Genomic DNA, 25,747 nt, shown 5'->3' on the forward strand with positions numbered 1-25,747 from the left:
ATATTTAAATGTGTACATACCAACTGGAAGAGAGGGAATACCATGAACAAAGATTTTTACGTAAAAAATCGAAATCAGTTGTATGAAAAAATGGAGGAGCGTTCACTGCTTGTTTTGTTTGCCGGGAAAGCCCCGCAAAAATCGGCTGATGAAGCCTATAGGTTCGTGCCCAACCGCAATTTTCTTTATTTAACAGGGATTGATAAGCCTAATATTGTTTTTCTCGCCCATAAAACAAATGATAGTGTACAAGAATATCTTTTTATTGAAAAATCAGACCCTGTATGGGAAAAATGGGTTGGAAAGTCTATTACCAAAGAAGAGGCTGCGAATGTCTCAGGAATCAACAACATTCAATTCATCGAACAATTTGAAACCTTCCTATCGCGAACATTTTTAACAAATGTACTATCAAATATATATCTAGACCTAGAACGAAGAGAGATTGACGAAGTTATGACAAAAGCGCAGCAATTTGCTCAGAAAATCCATGGTAATTATCCTTACCTGCAAATTAAGAATGTTTACCCTGATATTTGTGAGCTGCGTGTATTTAAAACTCCTGAAGAAATTGAAAAAATTAAAAAAGCCATTGAGATTACGAATAAAGGAATTAAAAACTTAATGAGCCATGCTAAAGCCGGCATGAAGGAAAATCAGCTTGAAGCATACTTTGATTTTACGCTTAAGTCGGAAGGAGTACGTAATTACGCCTTTCCAACGATTGTAGCAAGCGGCAAAAATGGCACGATCCTTCACTATGAAAAAAATAATGCAACCGTTGAGGACGGCAGTCTCGTTCTGCTTGATTTAGGTGCGCAATATGACTATTACAATGGGGATATCAGCTACACCTTTCCGGTGAACGGTAAATTCACTGAAAAACAAAAAACTTTTTACAACATTGTTTTAAAAGCATTAAGAGAAACTACGGCTCTTATTAAACCAGGTGTTCCACATCCAAAACTGAATGAACACACAAAGAAAGTTTTAGCTCAAGAGTGCATGAATGTAGGATTGATTAAGGAAGAAAGCGAAATCGGAAAATATTATTATCATGGTGTGAGCCATTTTCTTGGTCTTGATACCCATGATGTGGGCGACTATAAGGATTTGATCCTAAAACCAGGAATGGTGTTAACGGTTGAGCCAGGATTATATATCGAAGAGGAAGAAATCGGAATCCGGATTGAAGACGATGTTCTAGTAACAGAAGACAGTCACGAAGTGCTATCAAAAGACATTTTTCGCTCGGTTGAAGAAATAGAAGCATTTATGAATAAATAATTTTAAGAGCTGCCTATGTTTTTTAAAACATTATGATAAAATAATGTTTAACTAAACATATGGAGGCAACTATGCTAACTTTTGAAGAAAAACTTGCGATTATCGAAACATTTCCTGAATTGGAGCGGGTAACTGTTTCATTAGGACGTGTCAATTTCCAATTTAATGAAAGTGTTTATGAAAAGAAGAATGTAGTTTATCACCTGCATCCGAATGGAAATGGCTTTGTCTATGGGGGGCGTATTCCAAATTACAAAACAGATGACAAAGGGATGGTCAACATCCGTGACTTTTCTGCCGAGGACTTAAAACAATTGATAAAAGATGCAATTACTAGCTTATCTGCTGTCGAAAAACCAATCGCAGAAGAAGCTATTATTGGCGACCTTGAAGAAGAACGCTGGGTGAATGATCAGAAGGAAACGCTTCTTTTAATCAATGAAGACGAAACCTGGAATATATATTTCGGCTTAAATCTAGAAGAAACCTTCAGTACCTATGAAGAAGCAGAAGTGTTTCTAGTAGAAGAAGGCTTTAGAAGAGCCTAATGAAAAAACAATTCCGAACAAAAATTTGTTCGGAGTTGTTTTATTTTTATGACAGTGCTCGCAACCCAATGACCCCAATAATAATTAAAATAACACTTAGCATCCGCCCGATGTTTTTCGATTCTCCCAAAAGGTACATGTTAATTAACACTGCACCTGCTGTCCCAATTCCGACCCAAACGATATAGGCAATACTCAGCTGCAAGAAATGGAAGGAGGTATATAAAAAAGCAAATGAGGCACAAAAACCGCCAATGTATAAAAAACCATTTTTTAATGATTTCTGTTGACTATACAATTTTAGCCCCGCGGCACCGGTAACCTCACATGCTGCTGCTAAAAAAACAAACAACCAGCCCATGCTCAGGCAGCCCCTTTCATGGATTTTTTATCCTCCGATTTGTTATCAGCCAGATTTAAACCAATGACTCCGATTATTATTAGTCCGATAAACAAAATCATACCCGTATTAATGCTCCCGCCAAATAGGAAGACATCCATTAATACCGTTCCAATTGCCCCGATTCCAGAAAAGATGGCATAAACCGTGCCTGTCGGAAGGGTGGCACAGGCATTCGGGAGAAAATGGAAATCAGTAAGAATGACTGCAATGACAAGTGCCCATTCCCACCACGTGTCGGCTGTATTGAAACCGTATACCCAAATTAATTCAAACAAACAAGTTAAAGCTACATAAAACCAGGCTTTATTCAAACCACTCACCTCTAGCATAATGCCCGAATTATATTTATATTACCCCAAATGTAATGCTCACATTAAAATAGGATACCACTTTGAGGTCCCTGCCACCACACGAATTTTATAGTTTTTGGTCGAATGTGAAGAGAAATCATGATGAATTTATTTCTTTTTTATATAATGTAAGAGGAGAATTTTGAAGTTTCTGTTTGGAGTGAAGTATTTTGAGTCGATCTTTTGCTAAATGCTATGATTTTTTTATGAGTCCTTTGGAAAATAAAAAATTTAATGGGATTCGGAAGGATCTTCTTTCGAGGGCAGGGGGAAGTGTTCTTGAATTGGGCTCGGGGACGGGAATAAATTTTCCTTTATATGAGGCACCCGAAAAGGTAATTGCCATAGAACCGAGTCCCGATATGATGGAAAAATCCTTAGAAAAGCAAAAGAAAGCGGTTGTCCCGATTGAACTAGTCCAAGCAAGTGCTGAAGAACTGCCATTTGCAGATAATACCTTTGATACGGTTGTAGCCACTCTTGTCTTTTGTACGATTCCCAACCCGGAAAAAGCAATGGTAGAAATGAAACGAGTGTGCAAGCCGGATGGGAAAATCCTATTATTTGAACATGTGAAAATGAAAAACCGTTTTCTTGCTGCGCTTCAGGATGTGCTAACTCCAGTCTGGAAAAAGATTTGTGATGGCTGCTGCTTAAATCGGGATACCTTGGATTTATTAAAGTCACATAGTTTCGATGTAAAAGAGGTACAAAAATTTTATCGTGATTTATTTATTTTTGCTGAGGCAATCAATAAAAAATAAATTATGTAGATGGTAATAAATTTTTGAAACTTTGAGAATGAAATAACATAAGAAACGCAAGGGGTTTATCTACCTTGCGTTTTTTATCCATTTTTATTTATGCTCTTCCTTATATTGATCTAAACATTTTTTACAGATACAATGTTTTCTAATACTTTCTGCAGGAACTAGCTCTAAAATTTCATTTGGAAATGTTTTTGAGTCACACCAACAGTTTCCGTGTTCTCCAGCACCTGTCATACACTGATTTTCTTCTCCACATATAGGACAATACTTATTTGACAATTTCAACCCCTCCTCAACCCAGTGCATAATCATTTATCTTATTTTAACTGATCAGAAGATGTCTTGTTAAAAAAAATGAAGTAGTCATAATCGTCCTCGTTCTTTACTTAAGCGCCTTGCTCACTTTTAGTTTCTTTCCTTTAATGGTTGTATTCTCCATGGCTTGCAGCACGAGCGATCCCTTTCCGTTAAGAATATCAACATAGGACAAATGATCCTGAATCGTGATAATGCCGATATCCTCTGCTGTTAGCCCGGGGATTTTTGCAAGCGTCCCAACAAAATCAACTGCGCGAAGCTTCTTCTTTTTACCGCCGCTGAAATGGAGCTTCATAATACCTTGGTTGATTCGGGCCGTTTTATTATTTCTCACGACACGGCGACCGCTCATTTTTTCTTCAAAAGCAGCTTTACCGGCAGTAACTTCCTGTTGTGACGGGGCTTCCGTTTTAGGGATCTCAAAACCAATATAATTCTCAATCGCTTTAACGAATTTTCCCTCATAGGGGGTCGCAAACGTAATCGCTTTTCCTTTATTGCCGGCACGACCGGTTCGTCCTGTGCGGTGTACATAACTCTCTTTTTCCATAGGAACATCATAGTTAATGACGAGTGTCACATTATCAATATCAATTCCTCGTGCAGCGACATCTGTAGCCACAAGATAACGGAAATTCCCCATTTTAAAACCGTCCATTACAGCAAAACGATCCTGTTGTTCCAAGCCTCCATGAAGTCTTTCACAAGAATAATTGACCTCGTCCAATTCGGTATAAACGTGATCAACGTGCTCTTTTGTTCTGCAAAAAATAAGACAGCTATCTGGATTTTCCACAACTGTAACGTCTTTTAGAAGGGAAATCTTTTCTCCTTCCTTTACCTCAATTAACTGGTGTTCTATTGTATCAGTCGTAATTCCGGCTGCCGCAATCTCGATATTCACGGGATCCTTCATATACTTATGGCAGAGATTTTCAACATCCTTAGGCAATGTAGCGGAAAATACCATGGTTACCCTGTTGGAAGGAAGTTCATTTATGATGTCTTCCACCTCGTCAATGAACCCCATATTCAGCATTTCATCCGCTTCATCGATGATTAGGTATTTTATTTGATCTAAAACCAGGGTTCCTCTTTCAATATGGTCCATGACACGTCCAGGTGTACCGACGACGACATGCGTTTTTTGCTTTAATTCTTCTTTTTGTTTCGTAAAAGGTTCTTTTCCATAAACGGCTAAGGCTTTAATCCGTTTAAACCTTCCAATATTCGTAACATCCTCACGAACTTGAACCGCAAGCTCCCTCGTTGGTGTCAAAATTAGTGCTTGTGGATTTTTTTCTTCCCATTCTATTCTCTCGCAAAGAGGGATCGCAAAAGAGGCGGTCTTGCCGCTGCCGGTTTGGGATTTTACAACCAGATCCTGATTTTTCATTGCTAAAGGAATGACTTCACTTTGAACTTCTGTAGGAGTAGAATATTTCAAAATAGTAAGTGCCCGTGTCAATTCTTCGCTTAACTGGAAATCGTTAAAATTTCTATCACTCATGTAGTAACCTCATTTTTTTTATTATCCGACCTTTATTTAGGATTTCTCTCAATAAAATTTCATATGCAAAATCGAATACGGTTTATTATACTTGAAATCCTAGACATATCGACCATTATTTTAAAATAATCTGCCTAAACATGACATTTGTCATATCCTGTACATGACACCTGCTACTAACAAGTCTAATTATCTTTCTTTATACTTTAAATAACGACAGAAACAAGAAGGGAATTACAAAAATGACCTTAGAAAACACGAAAAATTTAAAAAAACAAGTTGCTCCCTTTGAAAAATCAACAACGAAAGAAAGTGTCTGGCAGCTTATCAACACAGTCGTACCATTTATACTGTTATGGTACCTTGCCTATATGAGCCTTTCCGTTTCTTACTGGTTAGCATTGGTTCCCATTGTGGTAGCCGCAGGCTTTTTGACACGAATTTTCATTATTTTTCATGATTGCACCCATCATTCCTTTTTTAAAAACCGCCGTGCCAATCGAATCATTGGAACTTCAATGGGAGTTTTAACCTTATTCCCGTTTGATCAATGGGGATATGAGCACTCTGTTCATCACGCGACAAGTGGGAACTTGGATAAGCGCGGTACAGGAGATATTTGGACACTTACGGTGGAGGAATATTTAGCGGCACCGCTTAGACTCCGTTTAGCCTATCGTTTTTATCGTAATCCATTTGTCATGTTTGGATTAGGTCCGATTTATGTTTTTCTGCTTAAAAATAGATTTAACCGTAAAGGTGCGAAAAAGAAGGAACGCATGAACACATATTTAACGAATGTTCTCATTGTTGCCGTTGTTGGATTACTTATTTGGGCAATCGGCTGGCAGTCGTTTCTTATTGTACAAGGTTCTATTTTCTTACTTTCAGGTTCAGTAGGTATTTGGCTGTTTTATGTCCAGCACACGTTTGAAGATTCTTATTTTGAAGAAGACAAAGATTGGGAATATGTAAAAGCAGCTGTGGAGGGAAGTTCTTTTTATAAGCTTCCGAAGCTAATCCAGTTTCTTACAGGTAATATTGGCTATCACCATGTTCACCATTTAAGTCCAAGGGTGCCGAATTATAAACTTGAAGAAGCACATAATCAGACGCTACCATTACAAAACGTACCGACGATCACCCTTGCTACTAGTTTGCGCTCACTTCGGTTCCGCCTATGGGATGAGGAACGCAAGAATTTTGTAAGCTTTAAAGAGATTAAATATTTAACGAAACGCAATGTTGCGGTTCAAGTAAAACCAGAACATTAATTCCTTTGAGACTCTCCTTCATATAAGGGGAGTCTCCTTACTAGTCACACCAGATGAGGAGAGAACCTAGATGATTCGTATTGTCATTGCCGAGGATCAAGAAATGCTCTTAGGGGCAATTGGTTCCCTGCTTAATTTGGAAGAGGATATGGAAGTAGTAGGTCAGGCATGCAATGGGGAAGAGGCCCTTGCACTTGTAGACAGATTACAACCGGATGTTTGCTTGATGGATATTGAGATGCCTGGAAAAAGCGGACTTGAGGCAGCAGAAGCTTTAAGGTCAACCGAATGCAAAGTAATTATTTTTACTACCTTTGCGAGGACTGGATATTTTGAGCGTGCCTTGAAAGCAGAAGTTAAAGGTTATTTATTGAAGGACAGCCCGAGTGAGGAGTTGGCCTGCTCGATTCGCCACATTATGGATGGAGAGCGGATTTACTCACCTGAGCTAGTGGACGATGATTCTGTCGTAATAGAACTTATGTCCGATGATCAAACTTCAAGCCAGAAAAGGGACACCATTGGAACGGTCAGAAATTATTTTTCAACCATAATGGAAAAAATAAAATTACCAACCGGTTGAGAAATTACTAATTGAGTTACAATCAACAAATGCTACTTTGGGACTTACCTAGATGGTAAGTCTTTTTTGTGTTAAGTTATGGACCATCGAAGAACGACCCAATGATTTGTAAAACCATGTTATAATATAGCTAAATTCATGTCACAGTAGGAGTTGTCAAAATGGTCGCGATTGGTGTGTTAGGATCAAACTTATATATCGATGCTATTTCTCAATATTATGATTTGTTTCCGGAAATCTCGTTTATCAACTATACATATGATTCTCCATGGGAAATTGACCATTTGATTGATCAGGCGGGGAAAGAAGTCGATTTTTTACTTTTCTCCGGGGCGATTGCTTATTATTTCGGGCAAAAAAAAATTAATGAACACCGTTTGATGGCGACATATGTTCCATTTAACGAGTTCGTTGTTTCCCTATCCTTATTTTCTATTTATTTTCATGAGAATATTCCTTTAGAAAAGATTTCGATTGACATGCCGAAACAGGAATTCTTAGATAATGTTTTAAAAGAAATCCATATAACGGATCAATCTTTATTTGTTAAGGACTACCCTTGGGTTTATAACCTAGAAGAAGAGAAGGATGTATTTGATATTACTCAATTTGTTCACTTCCATTGGGACCTGAATAAAGAAAAGAAAACACAGTTTGCTTTGACTAGTATTCATGCTGTCTATGAAGAACTTCAGAAATTGTCAATTCCTTCTATATATATGGTACAGCCGAAGCAATCCTTGAAAGAAGGATTGGAAAGGGCAGTGACGTTAACCAGATTAAAGAAGACAAAGGATTCACAAATCGCGGTCATTTCGATTAAAGTAATGAATTATCCAACTCACCAGGAGGAACAAGTTTTCCGCTTGCAAATCTTACAATGTTTACACAATATGGCAAGACAATTAAATGCTAGGGTATCACTGGACCAACATCAGCCGTTCCTCATATACACAAACCGAGGTTCAATGGAAGCTGCTCTGAAAGAACAAAATCTGCAAAAAGTTCTTGAGTTTGAAGGAAAAATAAATTCTCCGTTACAAATCGGAATCGGTTATGGATATACGATGAATGAAGCGGAAAACCATGCAACAGAAGCTTTATATTTTACAGAAAAACAGACAAAGGATAAAACAACCATTTTTCTATTAGATGAAGACAAAAAGTTAATTGGTCCATTGTTTGAAAATGAAAAACAATATGCTTTAAAAAATGAGAATCAAGAAATCCAATCATTAGCAGACCACCTAAAAATGACTGCGAAAAATTTGATTCGCTTTTTCGATTTTGTTCGACTTCATCAATTCCGCTCATTTTCGGCACAGGAGTTGGCGGACTATTTAGCTGTAAGCAGGCGTTCAGCGGAACGTTTAATTAAACGATTTCTTGAACAGGAGTTACTTGAAATTACAGGGGAGGAACAGCCATACGATCAAGGACGCCCACGGGCACTTTATAATATTTCGCAAAAACTAAAAAAATATTTTACATAAAAGGATTGTTTTTTGTGAATTTACATTCTATTATAAAAATAACCAATTTGCGACACCAAAGCGACATTGTCGTAAAACAAAGAGGAGGAAGCAATATGAAAATTATTAAAGCAGACATTATTGGAATCCATTTACCATTACAATCACCATTTATTATTTCCTATGAAACCTATGAGTATATGCCATCGATTATCGTGAAGCTGGAAACCGATGATGGTCTTATAGGATATGGAGAGGCCGTTCCCGATGAACACGTTACGGGGGAATCATTCTTTAGTGCGATTGAAATTTTAAAACATCAATTACTGCCTGCCATTATGGGAGAAAGCCCTTTTTCCATCGAAAAAATTCACGACCTAATGGATAGTCGAATCCATGCTAACCCTGCGGCAAAAGCAGCTATCGATATTGCCTGTTACGATTTGATGGGTAAATATACAGGCAAGCCAGTTTACGATTTAATCGGTGGGAAATTTCATAATGAACTTACTTTTGCAAAGGTGTTAAGTATTGAAGAACCGGAAATCATGGCGGATAAGGCAAAACAGGCACTTTCCCTTGGCTACAGTTCCTTAAAACTAAAAGTCGGGTTTGATCTATTCAAAGATTTAGAACGGATCAAAGCAGTCCGCGATGCAGTTGGTTATGAGGTTCCGATTCGGGTCGATGTCAATCAAGGCTGGAGGGATTACTCCACAGCTGCACAAGCACTTCCATTATTAGAACCGCTCAGAATTTCCTGGCTGGAACAGCCGATTAAGATGGGTGATATTGACGGACTTGCAGAGCTTCGAAAGAAAACGGTCATCCCGATTATGGCGGATGAAAGTGTTCATGACGGTTCCGACCTAAATGAAATTATTAAGAAAAATGCCGCTGACAAAATTAATATTAAATTAATGAAATCAGCTGGGATTTATCCAGCCATCCATATGGTAAAAACAGCAGAAGCTGCGGGACTTAGCTGCCAAGTCGGCTCAATGGTTGAATCCTCGATTGGCTCTGCAGCTGGATACCATACGGCGATGGCGAGAAAAAATATCACCAGTACCGAATTAACCGGACCATTGTTATTTAGCAAAGATATTGGAGACTTGGAGTATCAAATCCCATTTGTTGTCCTTAGCGACAAGCCAGGTTTAGGGGTTGAAGTAAATGAGGATACACTCCAAGAACTAACGATTAAAAAAGAAACAGTTCAGTCCAAATAAGAGGGAATACAGATGAGAAATACAATTAAAAAATTAACCTCAATAATCTTTGAAATATTTGACCATTTGCATCAAAATCCGGAGGTAAGCTGGAAAGAGGTAAACACAACTCGCTATATTGTCGAATTTTTAAAAAGCAACGGATGCCAGGTTACTACTTTTCCTGACCATACCGGTGTCGTGGGGGAACTGGGAAATGATGGTTCCATGACTGTAGGAGTTCGTGCCGATATGGATTCATTGTGGCAGGAAGTGAATGGAACGTTTCGCGCCAATCACTCCTGCGGTCATGATGCCCATATGACAATGGTAATGGGGATGATGCTTCTTTTAAATGAAATGCAAATACAGCTGCCGGGCCGATTAAAATTAATTTTCCAACCGGCAGAGGAAGTAGGCAATGGCGCCTTAAAAATGATTGAAAAGCAAGTGATGGATGATATCGACTTTTTGTACGGTGTTCATTTGCGGCCAATTCAGGAGCTTTCGATGGGAACTGCTTCCCCTGGGATTATTCATGGTGCCGCTGAAACCGTTTCCGCAAAAATCATCGGCTTTGACGCTCATGGGGCCCGTCCTGATTTAGGGGTGAATGCCATTGAAGTGGTATCCGCTATCGTCGAACAATTAAAAGGAATCCGTTTGAATCCGTTTGATTCTTTTTCTGTAAAGATGACTCAGGTCAGCGCAGGGAGTGAAAACACGAATGTCATTCCCGGCTCTGCCCAATTCCATTTAGATTTACGTGCACAAAAAAATGAAACGATGGATGTACTAGTTCGAAAGGTTGATCATATTTTACATCAAATTGCCTCACTTTTTGAGGTAAAGATTGAATTTGAGCATAAAGAAAAGGTTTATGCTGCTGTGGTCAATCCAGAGGCACAGAAAATCATGGCACAGGCGATTGCGGAAACCATAGGTGCTGAAAATGTTATGCCTGCCGTCATCACACCGGGTGCGGAGGATTTTCATTTTTACACAAAAGAACGCCCGTATCTGAAAGCAGCAATGCTTGGTTTAGGCTGTGATTTGGCCCCTGGTTTGCATCACCCGAATATGTCGTTTAATCGGAAAGCCCTATTGGATGGAATTGAAATTTTAACGCGGACTGTTCTTGAGACATTTAATTCGTTTGATTAAGAATAGTCCCATTGAAGGAAATGATTTTAGCATGAAGAAGTATAATAGTGTTAAATGGAATGTTATGATAAATTTTGAAAAAGGAAGTATGCTGGATGAGCAATAAAAAGATTATGATTCGTTCTCTTAAGACAGTCGAAGAACTCGATCAAGTAAGAAGCCTGGAATCGATTATTTGGAGTGAGTATGAATCCATACCCAGCAGTCAAACCCTAACGGCAATAAAGAATGGCGGCATGATGTTAGGAGCTTTTTTGGAAAATGAATTGATCGGATTTCAATATAGCTTTCCAGGATTTAAAGGGGATAAAATCTATCTATGTTCCCATACTCTGGGGATTCACCCCCAATTTCGTAAGTTAGGGATTGGCGAAAAACTGAAGCGGGCGCAAAAAGAAGAGTCATTGAAAATGGGCTATGATTTGGTCACTTGGACCTATGATCCCCTTGAAACAGTTAATGGTAATTTGAATCTTCATAAGCTTGGTGCAAGATGCTCTACTTATATAGAAAACTGTTACGGGGAAATGCAAGATGAGTTAAATCAGGGAATGCCGTCTGATCGATTTACAGTTGAATGGTGGGTTAAGGAAGATTCCTTGGAAAGACCTAGCCAGTATGAATTAGAGGGACGTTTGTTGGTCAAGGTTGACCGGGATTCGAAAGAGAATTTAATTCCTAATGAAACGGATTTGGAGGGAGATTCGGCGGAGGGTTTCCTCTTTGTTCCGGTTCCCAGTGATTTTCAATCGTTGAAGAAAAATAACCCAGAGCTTGCGATATCGTGGAGAATGAGCACTCGTGAAGTATTTACGCATTATTTTAAAAATGGGTGGACAGCGATTGATTTGTTTAGAAATGAGACGAATCCAGATTTGTGTTATTATGTTTTAAAAAAATTGTAACTTCTTTGTGGAGGCTGCCCCAAATTTGGGACAGCCTTTTTGAAATCATAGGTTATTGGCCTTGTTGATTTCTTAGTGACTGTTCAGCGTATGCAACGAGACGCTTCGTCATTTCGCCGCCCACTGAACCGTTTGCTCGCGCGGTCGTATCAGCACCAAGTTGAACTCCAAACTCGTTGGCGATTTCTTCCTTCATTTGATCCAGAACATTGCCTGCACCAGGAACCAAAAGTTTGTTTCTAGCCATGATTCATCACTCCCGCCGAAGTTTTTGAGCAAATAGAATTGCTCGTATATAATGTAACCTATATACAAATCCTGATTCGTATTGATTGGGATAAATACCTAGATAAATTTGTAATCAACATAGAAAGAAAAGGTGTCATGATGCAAAAAATCATTGTAGTTGGAGCTGGGATTCTCGGCGCTTCTACCGCATACCACCTGTCCAAACTAGGTGTAGAAGTAACAATTGTCGATAGAGAAGACTCTGGCCAAGCAACCGATGCTGCAGCCGGGATTGTTTGTCCATGGCTCTCCCAGCGGCGAAATAAAATATGGTATCAGTTGGCGAAAGGTGGCGCTCGATACTATCCCGAATTAATTGCTCAACTCGAAGCCGATGGTGAAACCGAAACCGGATATAAACGGGTTGGGGCAATCAGCCTTCACAAAGACACCATAAAACTAGAAAAGATGGCAGAACGGGCACAAAAACGCAAAGAAGATGCCCCGGAAATCGGTGAAATAAATATCCTGTCACCTGCAGAAACGAAAAAACGATTTCCACCATTATCAGAAGAATATGGTTCAGTTTATGTTAGCGGGGGAGCACGGGTCAATGGACGAGCCCTCAGAAATGCACTTACACGTGCAGCAAGCAAAAATGGAGCCACATTTCTAAAAGGGGATGCCTCTATCCTAAATAAAGAAAACCATGTATTGGGAATAATTTTTGAAGGAAAAACGATGCTTGCTGACCAGGTAATTATTACAACTGGTGCATGGGCAAAAAAGCTTTTACAGCCATTAGGAGTCGAGTTTTCGGTAAAACCGCAAAAAGCACAAATTGTCCATCTTGAATTACCTGATTTGGATACAAGTTCCTGGCCGGTTGTCATGCCGCCGCACACCCAATATATCCTCAGTTTTGAAAATGGGAGGGTGGTAGTAGGATCCACGCATGAAAATGATATGGGGTTTGACACCCGTGTCACAGCAGGTGGGATCAATGAAATCTTAAGCCAAGCCTTAGAAACAGCACCTGGTTTAGGAAACAGCACAGTGCTTGAAACAAGAGTTGGTTTTCGGCCTTTTACCCCGGGTTTTTTACCAGTAGCCGGACCTTTGCCAGATTTTGATGGAATCTATGTTGCAAATGGGTTAGGGTCCTCAGGTTTAACAAGCGGCCCGTATCTTGGCGCAGAATTCGCTAAATTAATTGTAGGACAGGAAACAGAGATTGATTTAAAAAACTATAGTGTTGACAATGCGATTTTATAGTAGAGCACGTTTGCCATTTAGGCATACGTGCTTTTTTTTATTTATTTATCAAAGTAGGTGACAAATTTATGATCACAACATATAATTAGTTAAAAGTTGCACTCGGTAAAAACTTTAAGGGGTGTGAAAAAATGATGGGGACAACTAATATTATTAAACTCGAGGATGGAAAAAAAGGGGATATGATTAGAATAACTTCTATTCAACTGGAAGGAGTTATGAGAAGAAGATTATTAGATTTAGGATTTGTAAAAGATGCCTTGGTTGAGGTTGTACGAAAAAGCCCACTGGGAGACCCCATTGCGTTTCGTGTCAGTCAAACAATAATTGCTTTAAGAAAAGAAGAGAGTTCAAAAATTGAAGGGGAGCTGGTAAACGATGAGAAATGAATATCGTATTGCATTAGCAGGCAATCCCAACACAGGTAAAAGTACATTGTTTAACGCTTTAACAGGTTTAAAGCAGCATACGGGGAATTGGGCTGGAAAAACGGTTGCGCTTGCGAAGGGCAGTATTGCCTATAAGGATGACCAATTTCAATTGATCGATCTCCCTGGAACCTATTCACTATTTTCTAATTCGAAGGATGAGGAGGTGGCAAGAAACTATATTGTATTTGATAAACCTGATGTAACCCTAGTTGTCCTTGATGCCACTTCCTTGGAACGGAATTTAAATCTTGCCCTTCAGGTTTTGGAAATGACAAAGAATGTAGTGATTTGTATCAATTTAATCGATGTTGCCAAAGAACAAGGAATACACATTAACGAACAGCTGCTTACAAATCGGCTTGGGGTGCCGGTTATCAAAATTTCTGCAAGAAACAAAAAAGGATTTCCAATGCTTCTTGATACCATTCATCGCATAGTGACTGGGGAGATTGATTGCCATCCTGTTCAAATGAAATATCCGCAGGAAATAGAAGAAAAAATTGAACAAATCGAACCTAAAGTCCGAGAGATTGTCGGTGACCATGTATCTTCGCGCTGGGTTTCCCTTCGCTTATTGGATGGCGATAAGGCTTTAATCGATGAAATTAAAAAATACTTAAGTCTTAAAAGGGAGGACGTAAATGAATATCGAACAGCTTTACAATGAAGCTCAAAAGATGTCGACAGCGGAGTTAAGAGATGATATTGTGCAGCATCTGTACGAACGAAGTGATCAACTATGCAAAGCAGGAGTCTCCTATACAAAATCGAAAAGAGATACTCGAACAGAAAAGTTAGATGCGATTTTCACTTCTCCCATTTTCGGCTTTCCGATTATGTTAATCATGTTGGGAACTGTCTTCTATATTACTATAGCGGGAGCCAACATCCCATCTTCCTTAATAGCAGACTTTTTTGGATGGTTAGAGCCGTATATAACCACTGCGTTTACTTTTTTACACGCGCCAGATTGGCTTCATGGGATGTTAGTCCTTGGCTTATATCGGGGAACAACTTGGGTCATTGCCGTCATGCTGCCGCCTATGGCCATCTTTTTTCCAACCTTTGCCCTTTTGGAAAACTATGGATACCTTCCTCGGGTTGCCTTTAATATGGACCGCTTGTTTAAAAAGGTCGGTGCCCATGGGAAGCAGTCCTTAACGATGGCAATGGGGTTTGGCTGTAATGCAGCTGCGGTTATTTCCACTAGAATCATAGAATCACCCCGAGAACGGATGCTCGCTATTTTGACCAATAATTTTGTTCCTTGTAATGGACGTTGGGGAACCTTGATTGTCTTTGCTTCGTTATTTATGGCTGCAGGATTTACGGGTGGAATGAAATTGTTTGTTACTACAGCGGCTCTGGTCGGTATTGTCCTGTTTGGAATCATCGTTACCTTTTTTGTTTCATGGGTACTTTCCAAAACAGCCCTTAAAGGAATTCCGACTCATTATACGTTAGAACTACCGCCCTACAGAAAACCCAAAATAGTAGATACCGTCATTCGCTCCTCTTTGACAAAATCTTGGTCCGTCTTAATGCGGGCAGTGAAAGTGGCAGCACCAGCAGCCATTTTAACCTGGGTATTTGCGAATATCTACATTGGTGATACAAGTATTTTAATGTATGTTGTTCAGTTCCTGGACCCATTTGGAAAATTACTTGGCTTAGACGGATACATTATGATGGCATTTATTTTAGGGCTGCCGGCGAATGAAATTGTTCTGCCGATTCTTTTAATGGGATATTTATCAACGGGTTCTTTGACAGAGGTTGATAGTCTTATTGATTTAAAAGCGATACTTCTAAAGCATGGATGGACTTGGTTGACTGCATTAAATATGATGTTATTCTCTTTGTTGCATTATCCTTGTGGTACAACATTACTAAATATCTATAAGGAAACCAAAAGTAAAAAGTGGACATTCATGTCCTTCCTTATTCCAACTGTCATTGCGATTCTTGTGCCGCTCGTCATTACACAGTCTGTAAAATGGTTGGGTTGGGTCTGAGGATCATTTGAATCGGACTTGATAAAACATGAGCTTTTAAGTGAGGGTCCTCAGAAAAGGGGACCCTTATTGATAGTAAAAACAATTTCTTTCGGGTTAAAATAAAGTGTACGAAATCAAAATGGGAAATTCACCAATGTTCGTTAATTCGGCTTTTTTAAAAAAGGAGTGTTGTTCATGAAATACAACTTCGATGAAGTAGTTAACCGTCGTGGAACCTATTCATTAAAATGGGATGGAGAAAAGCTAATTAAAGAGATTGGTCTCACATCCAGATATGATGAAGAAACCATTCCGTTGTTTACAGCGGACATGGATTTGCCTGTACCCCAACCCTTGATAGATGCCTTACATAAAACTGTTGATCATCGAATTTTCGGATATTCTATTTTTCCGGAAGAGTATTTTACTGCCATACAGCACTGGTTTAAAAAGCGCCATGATTGGGATATCAAAAAAGAAGAAATTATTTATAGTCCCGGAACGGTACATGCATTAAATATAGCTGTCCGAGCTTTTACAAATCCAGATGACGGAATCATCATCCAGCGCCCGGTTTACCCGCCTTTTACTGCTGCTATTGAAGCAAATCATCGTGAAGTGATGAATAATGCCCTAAAACCGGATGAAGAAGGGTATTATCAAATTGATTTTGAGGATTTTGAAGACAAGGCAAAACAAGAAAAAACCAAAATGTTTATTTTATGTAATCCGCATAATCCTACTGGAAGAATTTTTAGCAAGGAGGAATTACAAAAATTAGCTGATATTTGCGAAAAACATAATGTTTTAATTGTAGCAGATGAAATTCACGGGGACCTTGTCCGGCGCAATCAAACCTTTATTCCAATTGCAAAAGCGGTTGACAATGTGGATCATATTATTACATTTACTGCGATTAACAAAACCTTTAATGTGGCGGGACTTCATTGTACCAATGTGATCATATCAAACCCGGAGCTTAGAATAACGATGAATAAAGTGATGGGGATGCATTTGCCATCGCCATTTACGGTTTCTGCACTTATCGCTGTTTACACTGAGGGAGAAGATTGGTTAGAGCAGCTGAAAGAATATATCGATGGAACGATGGATTGGGTCGTGAATTATTTAGCAGAAAAAATCCCAAAAGTACGAGTGAAAATCCCTGAAGGAACTTATATCATGTGGATGGACTTCAGTGGCTACGGTCTGACGCCGGAGGAGGTCCATGAACGGATTTATAATAAGGCAAATGTTATTCTTGAAGATGGTAAAATGTTCGGAGAAGAAGGGCTGCCCTTTCAAAGGATTTGCATCCCGTCACCAAGACCGCTTATAAAAGAAGCATTTGAAAGAATAGCAAGAGAATTTGAAGATATTAGTTAAAATCGTAACCAGCGCCTTTCATGAAAAATGGGAGGGCAGCTGGTTATTTTTTATAGAAGTAAAACATAATAATATTATGTAAACAAAATGTCGTATTTGTATTATTGTGCTCCAATAATTTCAATTTGAATTAGGTCATTTATTCATAGATTTCATTGTATAGTTTTTTGTAAGAAGAGAACAGTTTTTGTTGAAGATTGAAAGTAGATTCTATCATTTCCTTTTGTTAAAATTTTGGAAAAATGTGGCATATAATAGGAAGGCAACGGATTATGTCGATATTTGATGATAGATTCTGTTTCTCTGAATGCGTTTTCAATTGGTAAACTTAAGCTTGTAGTTGCAAATAGAAGGAGTTATTGAATATGACAAATGATGACTTAATTTACCAAATTGAAACGGTGAGAAATACAATGATAACAGTAGGAATGACAAAAGGATTAACCTCGTCAGAAACGGTTCTATTAAGTAAAAAACTTGACCGACTATTAAATTTGCAATTCCGTAGACAGAAAGTACGGTCGGCCTAGTTGACAAGGGGGATTATCCATTTAGAAATGAATAATAATATAAAAAAATCCCCAAAAAATGGGGATTTTTTTTTGAAATCTATTTTTTATATAAGGATTTTACTGTTTTTCTTGCCATTAAGAACACGAAGGCAATCACAACAAATACTAGGAAAAATGCAAAAAAACCTAAAAGTCCTACTACTGCATCTTCAAACTCCATATTTCCCCGATTGGTCAATGCCTGTTGAATTTCGATGGCAAATACTAAAACAAACATAAAAGTTGTCGTGTACAAGAATGAAAGAATCGTAATTCCAAATGGCATTTTTACAATAATCTTAGAGATAACCAGAACAAATAGAAAAACAATGATTCCGATGATTCCCATAATCCAGAAATGCAGGTCCTTATCCGTTAATTGAAGATTCAGCGAGCTGCTCACATATAACTGTATGAAATCATGAAGATTATTGACGATGTCCGCTAATAATTGAATGGTTTCTTTCAATTGATCACTTCCTTAACATTTATGATTATACCAGATTTAGAGAAAAGAGAGTTTCAAAGTCGTTAATGTGGGCTTCTTTCGGATTGATACCAATAAAATTTTGTCGATTTTTATGACTTGACCATATATAATATTTATACTAATGGGATTAAGGAGAAACCCAATGGAAACTTTACACCAGCATAAAAATCCTTTAAATACTCTAAATGACAATTACCAGGATATTATTGCTTTAAATAAGGAACTATCGGAACTTAAATACGCACTAGATGAATCGTCTATTATCGCAATAACAGACCAACGTGGTATCATCCAGGCAGCGAATAAAAAATTTTGTGAACTTTCAAAGTACACGAGAGAAGAATTAATTGGACAAGATCATAGAATGATTAATTCGGGATATCATCCAAAAGAGTTTTTTCGCAAAATGTGGAAAACAATCGGATCTGGAGAAGTCTGGAAAGGTGAAATTCAAAATCGAACAAAGGATGGAAAATTGTATTGGGTTCATACTACCATCGTTCCCATTTTGAACGAAAAAGGGAAACCATATCGGTATATTTCGTTTCGTGTTGATATTACGGAGCAAAAACAAATGGAAGCTGAATTACAGAAATCCCTAAAGGATGACTTTAATCAAACCGTTAATATACTAGAGAATGGTATTTTTAAAATGAAAAAGGATGCTGACGGGAATATTGTTTATACATTGGCAGAAGGAAAACTTCTTCAAAAAATGGGCTTTAATACGCAATCACATCAAAATAAAAGCCCATATGAAGTTTTTTCAAAGGAAATTGCCGACTTTAAACTTTCACAATATCATTTGGCCTTTACCGGTCAAGGCGTCCAATATGAAATTGAATTATTCGGTATATTAGTCTATGTAGATGTCACACCGATTAAACAGGGCGGTCAGGTAGTAGAATTAATCGGAACGGTCTATGATATTACCGAACTACGAAATACACAAAAACAGCTGCAGGAAAATAGGATGCTCTATCAATCCCTATTTCAGCATAGCCAAGATGCGGTGTTCACCTTTGATACAAAAGGCAGGATTCTTACGATGAATCCTGCGACGGAAAGGGTATTAGGGTATACTTTAGAGAATTTTAAAAAGAAATCAGGTACGGAACTGATTGTAAAAGAATATCAATCTATTCATCTCTCATGCTTTGAAAAAGTCCTTAAAGGAGAGCCGCAGAATTTTGAAATGGCTGTCTATCACCAGAAAGGCCATCAAATTTTTCTGAATGTAACCTATCTTCCGATTATTATGGATCAGAAAATTACTGGGATTTATACGATTGGCAAGGATATAACCGAGCAAAAAAAGATACAGGAATTAAACGCTTTTTTAGCGACCCATGATGAGTTAACAGAGCTTCTTAATCGAAGAGGGCTTGAAGAGAACCTGAAAAAGGCGATAACTCATTCTCAGCAATCCAACCAAAAGCTTGCGGTCATGTATATTGACTTGGATCGGTTTAAAAATGTGAATGACACCTTAGGGCATATGATTGGCGACCGATTATTGGAGCAGATTTCCCGCCGGCTAAACACTCAAATTGGCGATGGAAATTATATTGCCAGAATGGGCGGGGATGAATTTATGGTTCTTTGTCCTGTCATTGAGGTAGATGAAGATGCTGCCCATGTTGCAAAGGAAATCCTTGCCTGTCTGAAAGACCCTTTCTTTATTGAAGAGTATGAGCTATATATGACAGCAAGTATTGGAATTAGTATTTATCCAACAGCTGGCGATAATGTCGTAGATTTAATGAAACATGCCGATATTGCTCTTTACAAAGCAAAGGATCAGGGGCGAAACAATTTTCAAATTTATTCTTCGGTCATGGATAAAATGAGTTATCAGTCTTTTTTCCTTGAAAGAGATTTGCGGAAAGCATTGCTGAACCATGAATTCATTGTTCATTTGCAGCCTAGAGTCGATTCGAAAACAAGACAAATAACGAGCGCTGAGGCATTAATCCGCTGGAACCATCCAACATTGGGGTTAATACCGCCATCTAATTTTATCCCATTGGCAGAAGAAACTGGTTTGATTATTCCAATGGGGAAATGGATAAAAAAGAGGGTTTGTGAACTTTTGGTGCAATGGAGAGAAGAGGGAATTCCGCTTATTCCCATCAGTATTAATATCAGTGCCCAGCGCTTTTTACAAAAGGATTTTGCGAAGAGTGTAAAGGAGACATTGGAAGAATACGGGGTAGAGGGGAAATTCCTCGAAATTGAAATCACGGAAAATTCGTTAATGCGAAATGAAGTAGATGTCGAACAAATGATACAGGATTTAAAAGAATTAGGAATTAAAATTTATATTGATGATTTTGGCACAGGATATTCTTCATTTTCCTATTTAAAATCTTTTAAAATAGATGGAATTAAGATTGACCGTTCATTTATTCACAATATTTCCTCGCAATCAGAAAATGCCGGGATTACTTCCGCGATGATCCATTTAGCCCAAATACTAATAATGGATGTGATTGCGGAAGGGGTGGAAACGGAAGAGGAATTACAGTTTTTACATGACCATCATTGCAACCAAGTTCAGGGATATCTGTTTAGTAAGCCGTTGCCGAAAGGGGAATTTGAGAGGTTGTTAGTTGATGGAATCTAACTGGATATGCCGGGTTTCGGAGGGTCTTAGCTAACACACGGTAAACTGTCTCCAATAACAATGGATTTGTTTGTGAAGGCTGTTTTCGCAAAGAAGGGGATATTCCATTCAAGATTTCCAAAAGGGGAAAAATGGATGCCCCTTCAATATAACCTGTATATTGAGAGCACACTGGACACAGTGTGTTCTTTATTCTACATGTTAAGGTAGTGGAAGATTGAGCTGCTTGATGCCAGGAAGCGGTTATTTTATAATAAAATTTTAAGATGAGATGATCGGAAATTAGGGGGCAGAAAAGGATGTTAACCCAATATTTTGAAAAGGCAAAAGAAAAAATCCAACTAGTTGAAAAACAGGAAATGGAAAAACTTAAACAAGCAGCTGAAAAGGTTGCGGAAGCTTTTCAAAACGGAGGGATTGTCCAGCTGTTTGGCTGTGGACATTCACATATTTTAGCAGAAGAGATTTTTTACCGGGCAGGGGGGCTTGTTCCCATTAAACCGATTCTTGTGGAATCATTGATGCTTCACGAAGGGGCATTAAGATCATCACAGCTTGAGCGGCAGAACGATTATGCTCAGGAGTTTTTAAAAGATCAGGATTTTCTACCGGAGGATGTCGTTTTTGTTATTTCTACTTCCGGACGTAACCCCGTACCGGTAGACGTAGCACAGGAAGCAAAGAAAAAGGGTGCTTTTGTGATAGGGATTACTTCTATTGAATATTCCGAAAGCCAGCCATCCAAACATAAGAGTGGAAAACATCTTTTCAATTCGGTTGATTTAGTCATTGACAACCACTCAACGAAAGGTGATGCAGCTCTTACATATGAAAAGGTTTCCGTTCCATTTGGACCAACCTCAACAGTTGTAGGTGCGGTGATTTTAAATGCCATCTTCGCAGAGTCCATTAAAATGATGGCGGATCAAGGATTTGAACCACCAGTGTTCTTAAGCGGTAATATTGATGGCGCAGATGATCATAATCATCGCTTGGTTGAGAAGTATCGGCAGAGGATACCATTGTTGTCATAATCATTTACGGTTTAAAGACATTTTCAAATAAAACAAAAAGGGTTTAAGATTAAGGATATTTACCCTTTTTTCTATGCTACTAAAGCAGTTTTTTGATATCAAATTGAAGTGAACACAGACAACATTCCTCCTATTACTTAAAAAATGATTTATATCGTATCTAATTTTTTTGTATACTACAAGTTTTAGAAAAATCCACTCGAATGGATTGTATATCTATTAGAAAATTGAGATAATAAAATTGTTTCTCTTTCACAATTTTATTCATAAAAGAATGAAAATTTATGGTAAAATATTCAAAAGGGGAATTTTTAAAAGATAAGGGGAAGTTAAGAATTTTAACTAATTTATTATTTACGGTAATTTTTTTATTTAGTGTCATTTATTTAATCCGGTATCGGTTAAATTTAAAGAAAGCCGCTGAAATCTCAAAAGATGCCCTTTACCCGTTAAATAAGAGTGAGTTTGCTAGTCTTTTGCTTCCAGTCGAATGGAAAGAGATGACCCCTCTTACGAAACATACGAAATCTTATCAGTATGTTAAATGGGGGACTGTAGTTGCCCTTTTCATTTTAGCGGTATTACTAGCATTAGTTTTTACTACTGAATTCCTAGGGTCTTCATTTTTCAGTTTGGCCTATTTGTTCTATTTAATTATTAGCCTTGTTCGTCATCAAGGCAATCTGTATATCCTGCCAAAAGGGATTATTTTTAATGGAAAATACTACATGGCAAGCGAGATTCATCATTACGAAACCGAGCAAATAGTTCGTTGGCACGAGTTGTACGGTTATCATTCTCGTGTTGACAACGGCTATAAATTAACATTTGATATAAAAAGGAAGATATTTCAACCGGATTATATCATTGTAGAGGACTCTTCCCTTCTCCAACAGATTACTGCATTACTTGACCAACAAGGGATTAAAGGAGTCCACAAAAAAGAACCCATTTAGTCTTGGTCTAGACCAGTGGCACAGGTTAGGAATACCTACCGTGTTTTGGGTGACCACAGGACTATATAAAAATTCACATTATCTTGATAAAATATTAGTTAACTATAAATTACATATAAAATACTCTTGAAAATAGAAACACGCCCTTTTCATTACTAGAGTGGTTCAATAGGAGGAAACAAACATGTGGGATTTCGATTTAAATATAGATCAGGTAGCAAGAATAAAAGTAATTGGTGTCGGCGGCGGCGGTAATAATGCTGTTAACCGAATGATTGAGGATGGAGTTCAAGGGGTCGAATTTATTGCTGTCAATACAGATGCACAGGCTCTAAAGCTCTCAAAAGCAGAGATTAAAATGCAAATTGGGGGTTCTTTAACGAGAGGACTTGGAGCAGGAGCAAACCCAGAGGTAGGCAGAAAAGCCGTCGAAGAAAGCAGACAACAGCTAGAAGAGGTATTAAAAGGTGCAGACATGGTTTTTGTTACCTGTGGTATGGGCGGAGGGACCGGCACAGGGGCAGCACCGGCGATCGCACATATTGCACACAAGCTTGGCGCTCTCACGATTGGCGTTGTGACTCGTCCATTCGGTTTTGAAGGTCATAAACGAGCAAAAAATGCAGCAAGCGGGATTGAGCAAATGAGGGAAGCCGTGGATACCCTGATTATTGTTCCAAACGATCGCTTATTACAAATTGTTGATAAAAAAACGCCGATGGTTCAGGCATTCCGTGAGGCGGATAATGTCCTTCGCCAAGGGGTTCAAGGGATTTCAGATCTCATTGCTGTTCCGGGGTTAATCAACCTGGATTTTGCTGACGTGAAAACGATTATGACGAATCAAGGAACAGCCCTGATGGGAATTGGTGTGGCAAAAGGGGATGGTCGTGCAGTTGAAGCAGCTAAAAAGGCAATTTCCAGTCCGTTATTAGAAACTTCGATTGATGGTGCTCAAGGGATTTTAATGAATATTACCGGTGGTACTGATTTAAGTTTATACGAAGTCCAAGAGGCTGCGGATATCGTCGCTTCAGCGGCAGATCAGGAATTAAATATGATATTTGGATCCATCATTAATGATAGACTTAAAGATGAAATCATGATCACTGTGATTGCAACAGGCTTTGATGATAAGGAGAGTGCCTCTTCTAATCAAGCCTCCAATCAAACGAGGGATCTCCAGTCCCATAGGTCTGCTCCAACTCAGCATAGACGTGAACAGGTCATCCGTGAAGACCGTGTTCAAGATTACAATCGAAAGTACGAAGAAGAGGCTCCTGCCCGGAACCGGCAGTGGCAGCAACAAGAAGAGACTGGATTTGGACACAATCGTGAAAACCATCAAAAAGAGGATACGCTAGACATTCCGGCATTTTTGCGAAATCGGAATAAAAGGAATCGCTAATCCGGTGCCTGTCACCAGCTGAATCAGATAAAAAACTACGGAGATAATTAAACTCCGTAGTTTTTTATTACCCTATTTAAATAATCAAGATTTGGAGGGATATTTTTATTTTTGGGTATAATTAAGTATAAACATTGAAAATTGTTTATGAACACGAAAAGGTTTTTAAAAGAGGGGATTCGAATGTCATTTATCGGCATTATCATTATCATCGTGTTAATCTATTTTCTCATTATTCGCCCGCTAACCCAACGGAATCGTCCGCAAATTTTCGAACCAAGAAGGAACCATTATGACCAAAATGGCTATAATGGCCAAAGAGGTTACTATGGACCTTCACCAGGCGGAGGCTTTGGAAGATTCGGAGGGTTCGCTGGTGGAATGGCCGCCGGGGCATTGTTAACCTATTTATTTGAGCAGAGCCGAATTGGCTTCGATCAATACCATGCCCTGCAAAATCTAGAGGATCATGAAATTATGAGAGAATTAATGGACCAAAATATTATCCAAGAACATGAAATTGATCAACTCCAAGAACAATTAGGACGCCAAGAAGATAATAGTGATTGGGACGAGGAACGAAATGGAGATAATCCAAATAACGTAGATTATAATGACCAGGATGACCAACAAGACAACAATGATAATGATTTTGATGATTGGGATAACGGTGACGATAATTGGGTTTAACTGTTAAAAAAGTTCCACATGCATTGACTTTGAGAATTGTCCAGCTCCAGCGCCCGAATACGGACGCTGGAGCTTTTAATTATGCACTTGTTTTTAAATCATATGAAAAATTATTGTCATTCCATTCAAAAATCCCTTCTTGTAAACGGATGGTGGTGTTAAAAGGGCATGGAATTTCAACCACTAGTCCTGAGGATCCCTTTACTTCCTCCATTGTTTTTTCGAGCAATTGATTTTTAAATTGAAGGAGTTCACCTTTTGAAGCGACTCGAATTAGTTTGTCGATTGAAATATTATTTCCTTTTATTCCATATTTTTCGCAAATACTATCATGAAAGCCTTTATTAAACTGAATCATCATTGGTAGGTCTTGAATGGATGCCACACCATATACTTCCTTAATGACATCCTCATATCTTATTTGACTGCCGGTAGCAAACCTTATTATTTTCTTTTCAGGATTTTCTAATATATAAACCGTTTCAATTGAATTATTCAAAAAAATCAGCCTCTCCTTATGATTAAAATTGTATGTTTGGACTGTAATTAAAAATGAGTTTGGGAATTGTTGGTTGTGCAGTACCATGCTCAATTTAACCAAGGATCGGAATACTAACCCCGGTCAAGTTTGCGAGTTCGTCCAGCGTTAATTTCCGCAGCTGCATAAAGGATCGTAACCGCTGATCCATTTGAGCTGTTAAGAGGTCCTTCATGATACAACCTCTTTTGTTCGAATCAGTATATTACTTTATAAATATATTATAACATATTTCTATAATGCTTTAGTGCTATGAAGAAGTAGCTAAAAAGAAAAGAAAAATTTTTCTAAATATTTTGCAAAATAGTTTTTGTTATCCTATAATATATTTTAAATCTAATA

The 25,747-nt window shown here is 38.3% G+C and carries 27 protein-coding genes; 20 read left to right on the top strand and 7 right to left on the bottom strand.

Annotated elements, in window-relative coordinates; all coding sequences use genetic code 11:
- Positions 1 to 42: 42 nt before the first annotated feature.
- Together J2Y67_RS10950 and J2Y67_RS10955 are read left to right on the top strand one after the other, a co-directional pair.
- Positions 43 to 1,287, top strand: coding sequence for an aminopeptidase P family protein (locus tag J2Y67_RS10950; RefSeq protein ID WP_310173838.1), 1,245 nt, complete (start codon positions 43 to 45; stop codon positions 1,285 to 1,287).
- 71 nt (positions 1,288 to 1,358) lie between these two features.
- Positions 1,359 to 1,835, top strand: a complete 477-nt coding sequence (locus J2Y67_RS10955) for a hypothetical protein (RefSeq protein WP_310173841.1) — start codon at positions 1,359 to 1,361, stop codon at positions 1,833 to 1,835.
- Between the two features lie 46 nt (positions 1,836 to 1,881).
- Here J2Y67_RS10955 and J2Y67_RS10960 read toward each other — a convergent pair whose 3' ends face one another.
- Together J2Y67_RS10960 and J2Y67_RS10965 are read right to left on the bottom strand one after the other, a co-directional pair.
- Positions 1,882 to 2,196 carry a DMT family transporter gene (locus tag J2Y67_RS10960; protein ID WP_310173843.1) on the bottom strand — a complete coding sequence of 105 codons (315 nt, stop codon included), beginning with the start codon at positions 2,194 to 2,196 and terminating at the stop codon, positions 1,882 to 1,884.
- A gap of 2 nt (positions 2,197 to 2,198) precedes the next feature.
- Positions 2,199 to 2,567 (bottom strand): DMT family transporter, encoded by a 369-nt coding sequence (locus J2Y67_RS10965; RefSeq protein ID WP_310173845.1) that lies wholly within the window; start codon positions 2,565 to 2,567, stop codon positions 2,199 to 2,201.
- 227 nt (positions 2,568 to 2,794) lie between these two features.
- Between J2Y67_RS10965 and J2Y67_RS10970 the strand changes: the two genes are divergently transcribed.
- The gene (locus J2Y67_RS10970) at positions 2,795 to 3,352 is read left to right on the top strand and encodes a class I SAM-dependent methyltransferase (protein ID WP_310173984.1); all 558 of its coding nucleotides are present in this window, start codon (positions 2,795 to 2,797) and stop codon (positions 3,350 to 3,352) included.
- A gap of 93 nt (positions 3,353 to 3,445) precedes the next feature.
- Here J2Y67_RS10970 and J2Y67_RS10975 read toward each other — a convergent pair whose 3' ends face one another.
- Both J2Y67_RS10975 and J2Y67_RS10980 read right to left on the bottom strand, forming a co-directional pair.
- Positions 3,446 to 3,637: a cysteine-rich CWC family protein gene (locus J2Y67_RS10975; protein WP_310173848.1), complete on the bottom strand. Its 192-nt coding sequence runs from the start codon at positions 3,635 to 3,637 to the stop codon at positions 3,446 to 3,448.
- 103 nt (positions 3,638 to 3,740) lie between these two features.
- Positions 3,741 to 5,186, bottom strand: coding sequence for a DEAD/DEAH box helicase (locus tag J2Y67_RS10980; protein WP_310173850.1), 1,446 nt, complete (start codon positions 5,184 to 5,186; stop codon positions 3,741 to 3,743).
- Positions 5,187 to 5,428: 242 nt separating this feature from the next.
- On the opposite strand from J2Y67_RS10980, the gene desA reads away from it, so the two are divergent.
- From desA to J2Y67_RS11010, 6 genes are all read left to right on the top strand, one after another.
- Positions 5,429 to 6,460: a Delta(5) desaturase DesA gene (desA, locus tag J2Y67_RS10985; RefSeq protein WP_310173853.1), complete on the top strand. Its 1,032-nt coding sequence runs from the start codon at positions 5,429 to 5,431 to the stop codon at positions 6,458 to 6,460.
- 70 nt (positions 6,461 to 6,530) lie between these two features.
- Positions 6,531 to 7,043, top strand: coding sequence for a response regulator (locus tag J2Y67_RS10990; protein WP_310173856.1), 513 nt, complete (start codon positions 6,531 to 6,533; stop codon positions 7,041 to 7,043).
- 161 nt (positions 7,044 to 7,204) lie between these two features.
- Entirely contained in the window at positions 7,205 to 8,536 is a 1,332-nt protein-coding gene (locus J2Y67_RS10995; protein WP_310173859.1) for a hypothetical protein, read from the top strand.
- Between the two features lie 95 nt (positions 8,537 to 8,631).
- Positions 8,632 to 9,747, top strand: coding sequence for a mandelate racemase/muconate lactonizing enzyme family protein (locus J2Y67_RS11000; RefSeq protein ID WP_310173862.1), 1,116 nt, complete (start codon positions 8,632 to 8,634; stop codon positions 9,745 to 9,747).
- A 12-nt stretch (positions 9,748 to 9,759) separates the two neighbouring features.
- On the top strand, positions 9,760 to 10,890 hold the full coding sequence (locus J2Y67_RS11005) for a M20 peptidase aminoacylase family protein (RefSeq protein WP_310173865.1): 1,131 nt from the start codon (positions 9,760 to 9,762) through the stop codon (positions 10,888 to 10,890).
- A gap of 95 nt (positions 10,891 to 10,985) precedes the next feature.
- Positions 10,986 to 11,795, top strand: coding sequence for a GNAT family N-acetyltransferase (locus J2Y67_RS11010; protein ID WP_310173868.1), 810 nt, complete (start codon positions 10,986 to 10,988; stop codon positions 11,793 to 11,795).
- 52 nt (positions 11,796 to 11,847) lie between these two features.
- Here the strand turns inward: J2Y67_RS11010 and J2Y67_RS11015 are convergent, their stop codons facing one another.
- Positions 11,848 to 12,042, bottom strand: coding sequence for an alpha/beta-type small acid-soluble spore protein (locus J2Y67_RS11015; RefSeq protein WP_026576247.1), 195 nt, complete (start codon positions 12,040 to 12,042; stop codon positions 11,848 to 11,850).
- 140 nt (positions 12,043 to 12,182) lie between these two features.
- Here J2Y67_RS11015 and J2Y67_RS11020 point away from each other — a divergent pair, with 140 nt between their 5' ends.
- From J2Y67_RS11020 to J2Y67_RS11045, 6 genes are all read left to right on the top strand, one after another.
- Positions 12,183 to 13,298 (top strand): NAD(P)/FAD-dependent oxidoreductase, encoded by a 1,116-nt coding sequence (locus J2Y67_RS11020; protein ID WP_310173986.1) that lies wholly within the window; start codon positions 12,183 to 12,185, stop codon positions 13,296 to 13,298.
- A 134-nt stretch (positions 13,299 to 13,432) separates the two neighbouring features.
- A complete protein-coding gene (locus tag J2Y67_RS11025) occupies positions 13,433 to 13,687 on the top strand; it encodes a FeoA family protein (protein ID WP_310173987.1) in 255 nt (84 codons plus the stop codon).
- Positions 13,677 to 14,396 carry a FeoB small GTPase domain-containing protein gene (locus J2Y67_RS11030; RefSeq protein WP_310173872.1) on the top strand — a complete coding sequence of 240 codons (720 nt, stop codon included), beginning with the start codon at positions 13,677 to 13,679 and terminating at the stop codon, positions 14,394 to 14,396. The genes J2Y67_RS11025 and J2Y67_RS11030 overlap by 11 nt, the downstream gene beginning before the upstream one ends.
- Entirely contained in the window at positions 14,371 to 15,744 is a 1,374-nt protein-coding gene (locus tag J2Y67_RS11035; protein WP_310173875.1) for a nucleoside recognition domain-containing protein, read from the top strand. The genes J2Y67_RS11030 and J2Y67_RS11035 overlap by 26 nt, the downstream gene beginning before the upstream one ends.
- 177 nt (positions 15,745 to 15,921) lie before the next feature.
- Positions 15,922 to 17,112, top strand: a complete 1,191-nt coding sequence (locus tag J2Y67_RS11040; RefSeq protein WP_310173878.1) for a MalY/PatB family protein — start codon at positions 15,922 to 15,924, stop codon at positions 17,110 to 17,112.
- A gap of 365 nt (positions 17,113 to 17,477) precedes the next feature.
- On the top strand, positions 17,478 to 17,642 hold the full coding sequence (locus J2Y67_RS11045; protein WP_081810884.1) for an aspartyl-phosphate phosphatase Spo0E family protein: 165 nt from the start codon (positions 17,478 to 17,480) through the stop codon (positions 17,640 to 17,642).
- A gap of 79 nt (positions 17,643 to 17,721) precedes the next feature.
- Here J2Y67_RS11045 and J2Y67_RS11050 read toward each other — a convergent pair whose 3' ends face one another.
- Complete coding sequence (locus tag J2Y67_RS11050) at positions 17,722 to 18,132, bottom strand: hypothetical protein (protein WP_310173881.1); 411 nt, start codon at positions 18,130 to 18,132, stop codon at positions 17,722 to 17,724.
- Between the two features lie 163 nt (positions 18,133 to 18,295).
- On the opposite strand from J2Y67_RS11050, the gene J2Y67_RS11055 reads away from it, so the two are divergent.
- The 5 genes from J2Y67_RS11055 to J2Y67_RS11075 all read left to right on the top strand — a co-directional run bounded on the left by J2Y67_RS11055 (position 18,296) and on the right by J2Y67_RS11075 (position 24,867).
- Positions 18,296 to 20,779: a sensor domain-containing protein gene (locus tag J2Y67_RS11055; protein WP_310173884.1), complete on the top strand. Its 2,484-nt coding sequence runs from the start codon at positions 18,296 to 18,298 to the stop codon at positions 20,777 to 20,779.
- A gap of 299 nt (positions 20,780 to 21,078) precedes the next feature.
- Positions 21,079 to 21,813: an SIS domain-containing protein gene (locus tag J2Y67_RS11060; protein ID WP_310173887.1), complete on the top strand. Its 735-nt coding sequence runs from the start codon at positions 21,079 to 21,081 to the stop codon at positions 21,811 to 21,813.
- 284 nt (positions 21,814 to 22,097) lie between these two features.
- Positions 22,098 to 22,769, top strand: a complete 672-nt coding sequence (locus tag J2Y67_RS11065; protein WP_310173889.1) for a hypothetical protein — start codon at positions 22,098 to 22,100, stop codon at positions 22,767 to 22,769.
- A gap of 184 nt (positions 22,770 to 22,953) precedes the next feature.
- Positions 22,954 to 24,177 (top strand): cell division protein FtsZ, encoded by a 1,224-nt coding sequence (gene ftsZ / locus J2Y67_RS11070; protein WP_310173892.1) that lies wholly within the window; start codon positions 22,954 to 22,956, stop codon positions 24,175 to 24,177.
- Positions 24,178 to 24,360: 183 nt separating this feature from the next.
- The gene (locus J2Y67_RS11075; protein WP_310173894.1) at positions 24,361 to 24,867 is read left to right on the top strand and encodes a hypothetical protein; all 507 of its coding nucleotides are present in this window, start codon (positions 24,361 to 24,363) and stop codon (positions 24,865 to 24,867) included.
- A gap of 79 nt (positions 24,868 to 24,946) precedes the next feature.
- Here J2Y67_RS11075 and J2Y67_RS11080 read toward each other — a convergent pair whose 3' ends face one another.
- Positions 24,947 to 25,366 (bottom strand): hypothetical protein, encoded by a 420-nt coding sequence (locus tag J2Y67_RS11080; protein ID WP_310173897.1) that lies wholly within the window; start codon positions 25,364 to 25,366, stop codon positions 24,947 to 24,949.
- Between the last annotated feature and the right edge of the window lie 381 nt (positions 25,367 to 25,747).

This window comes from Neobacillus niacini (assembly GCF_031456445.1).
GTDB lineage: Bacteria > Bacillota > Bacilli > Bacillales > Cytobacillaceae > Neobacillus > Neobacillus niacini_I.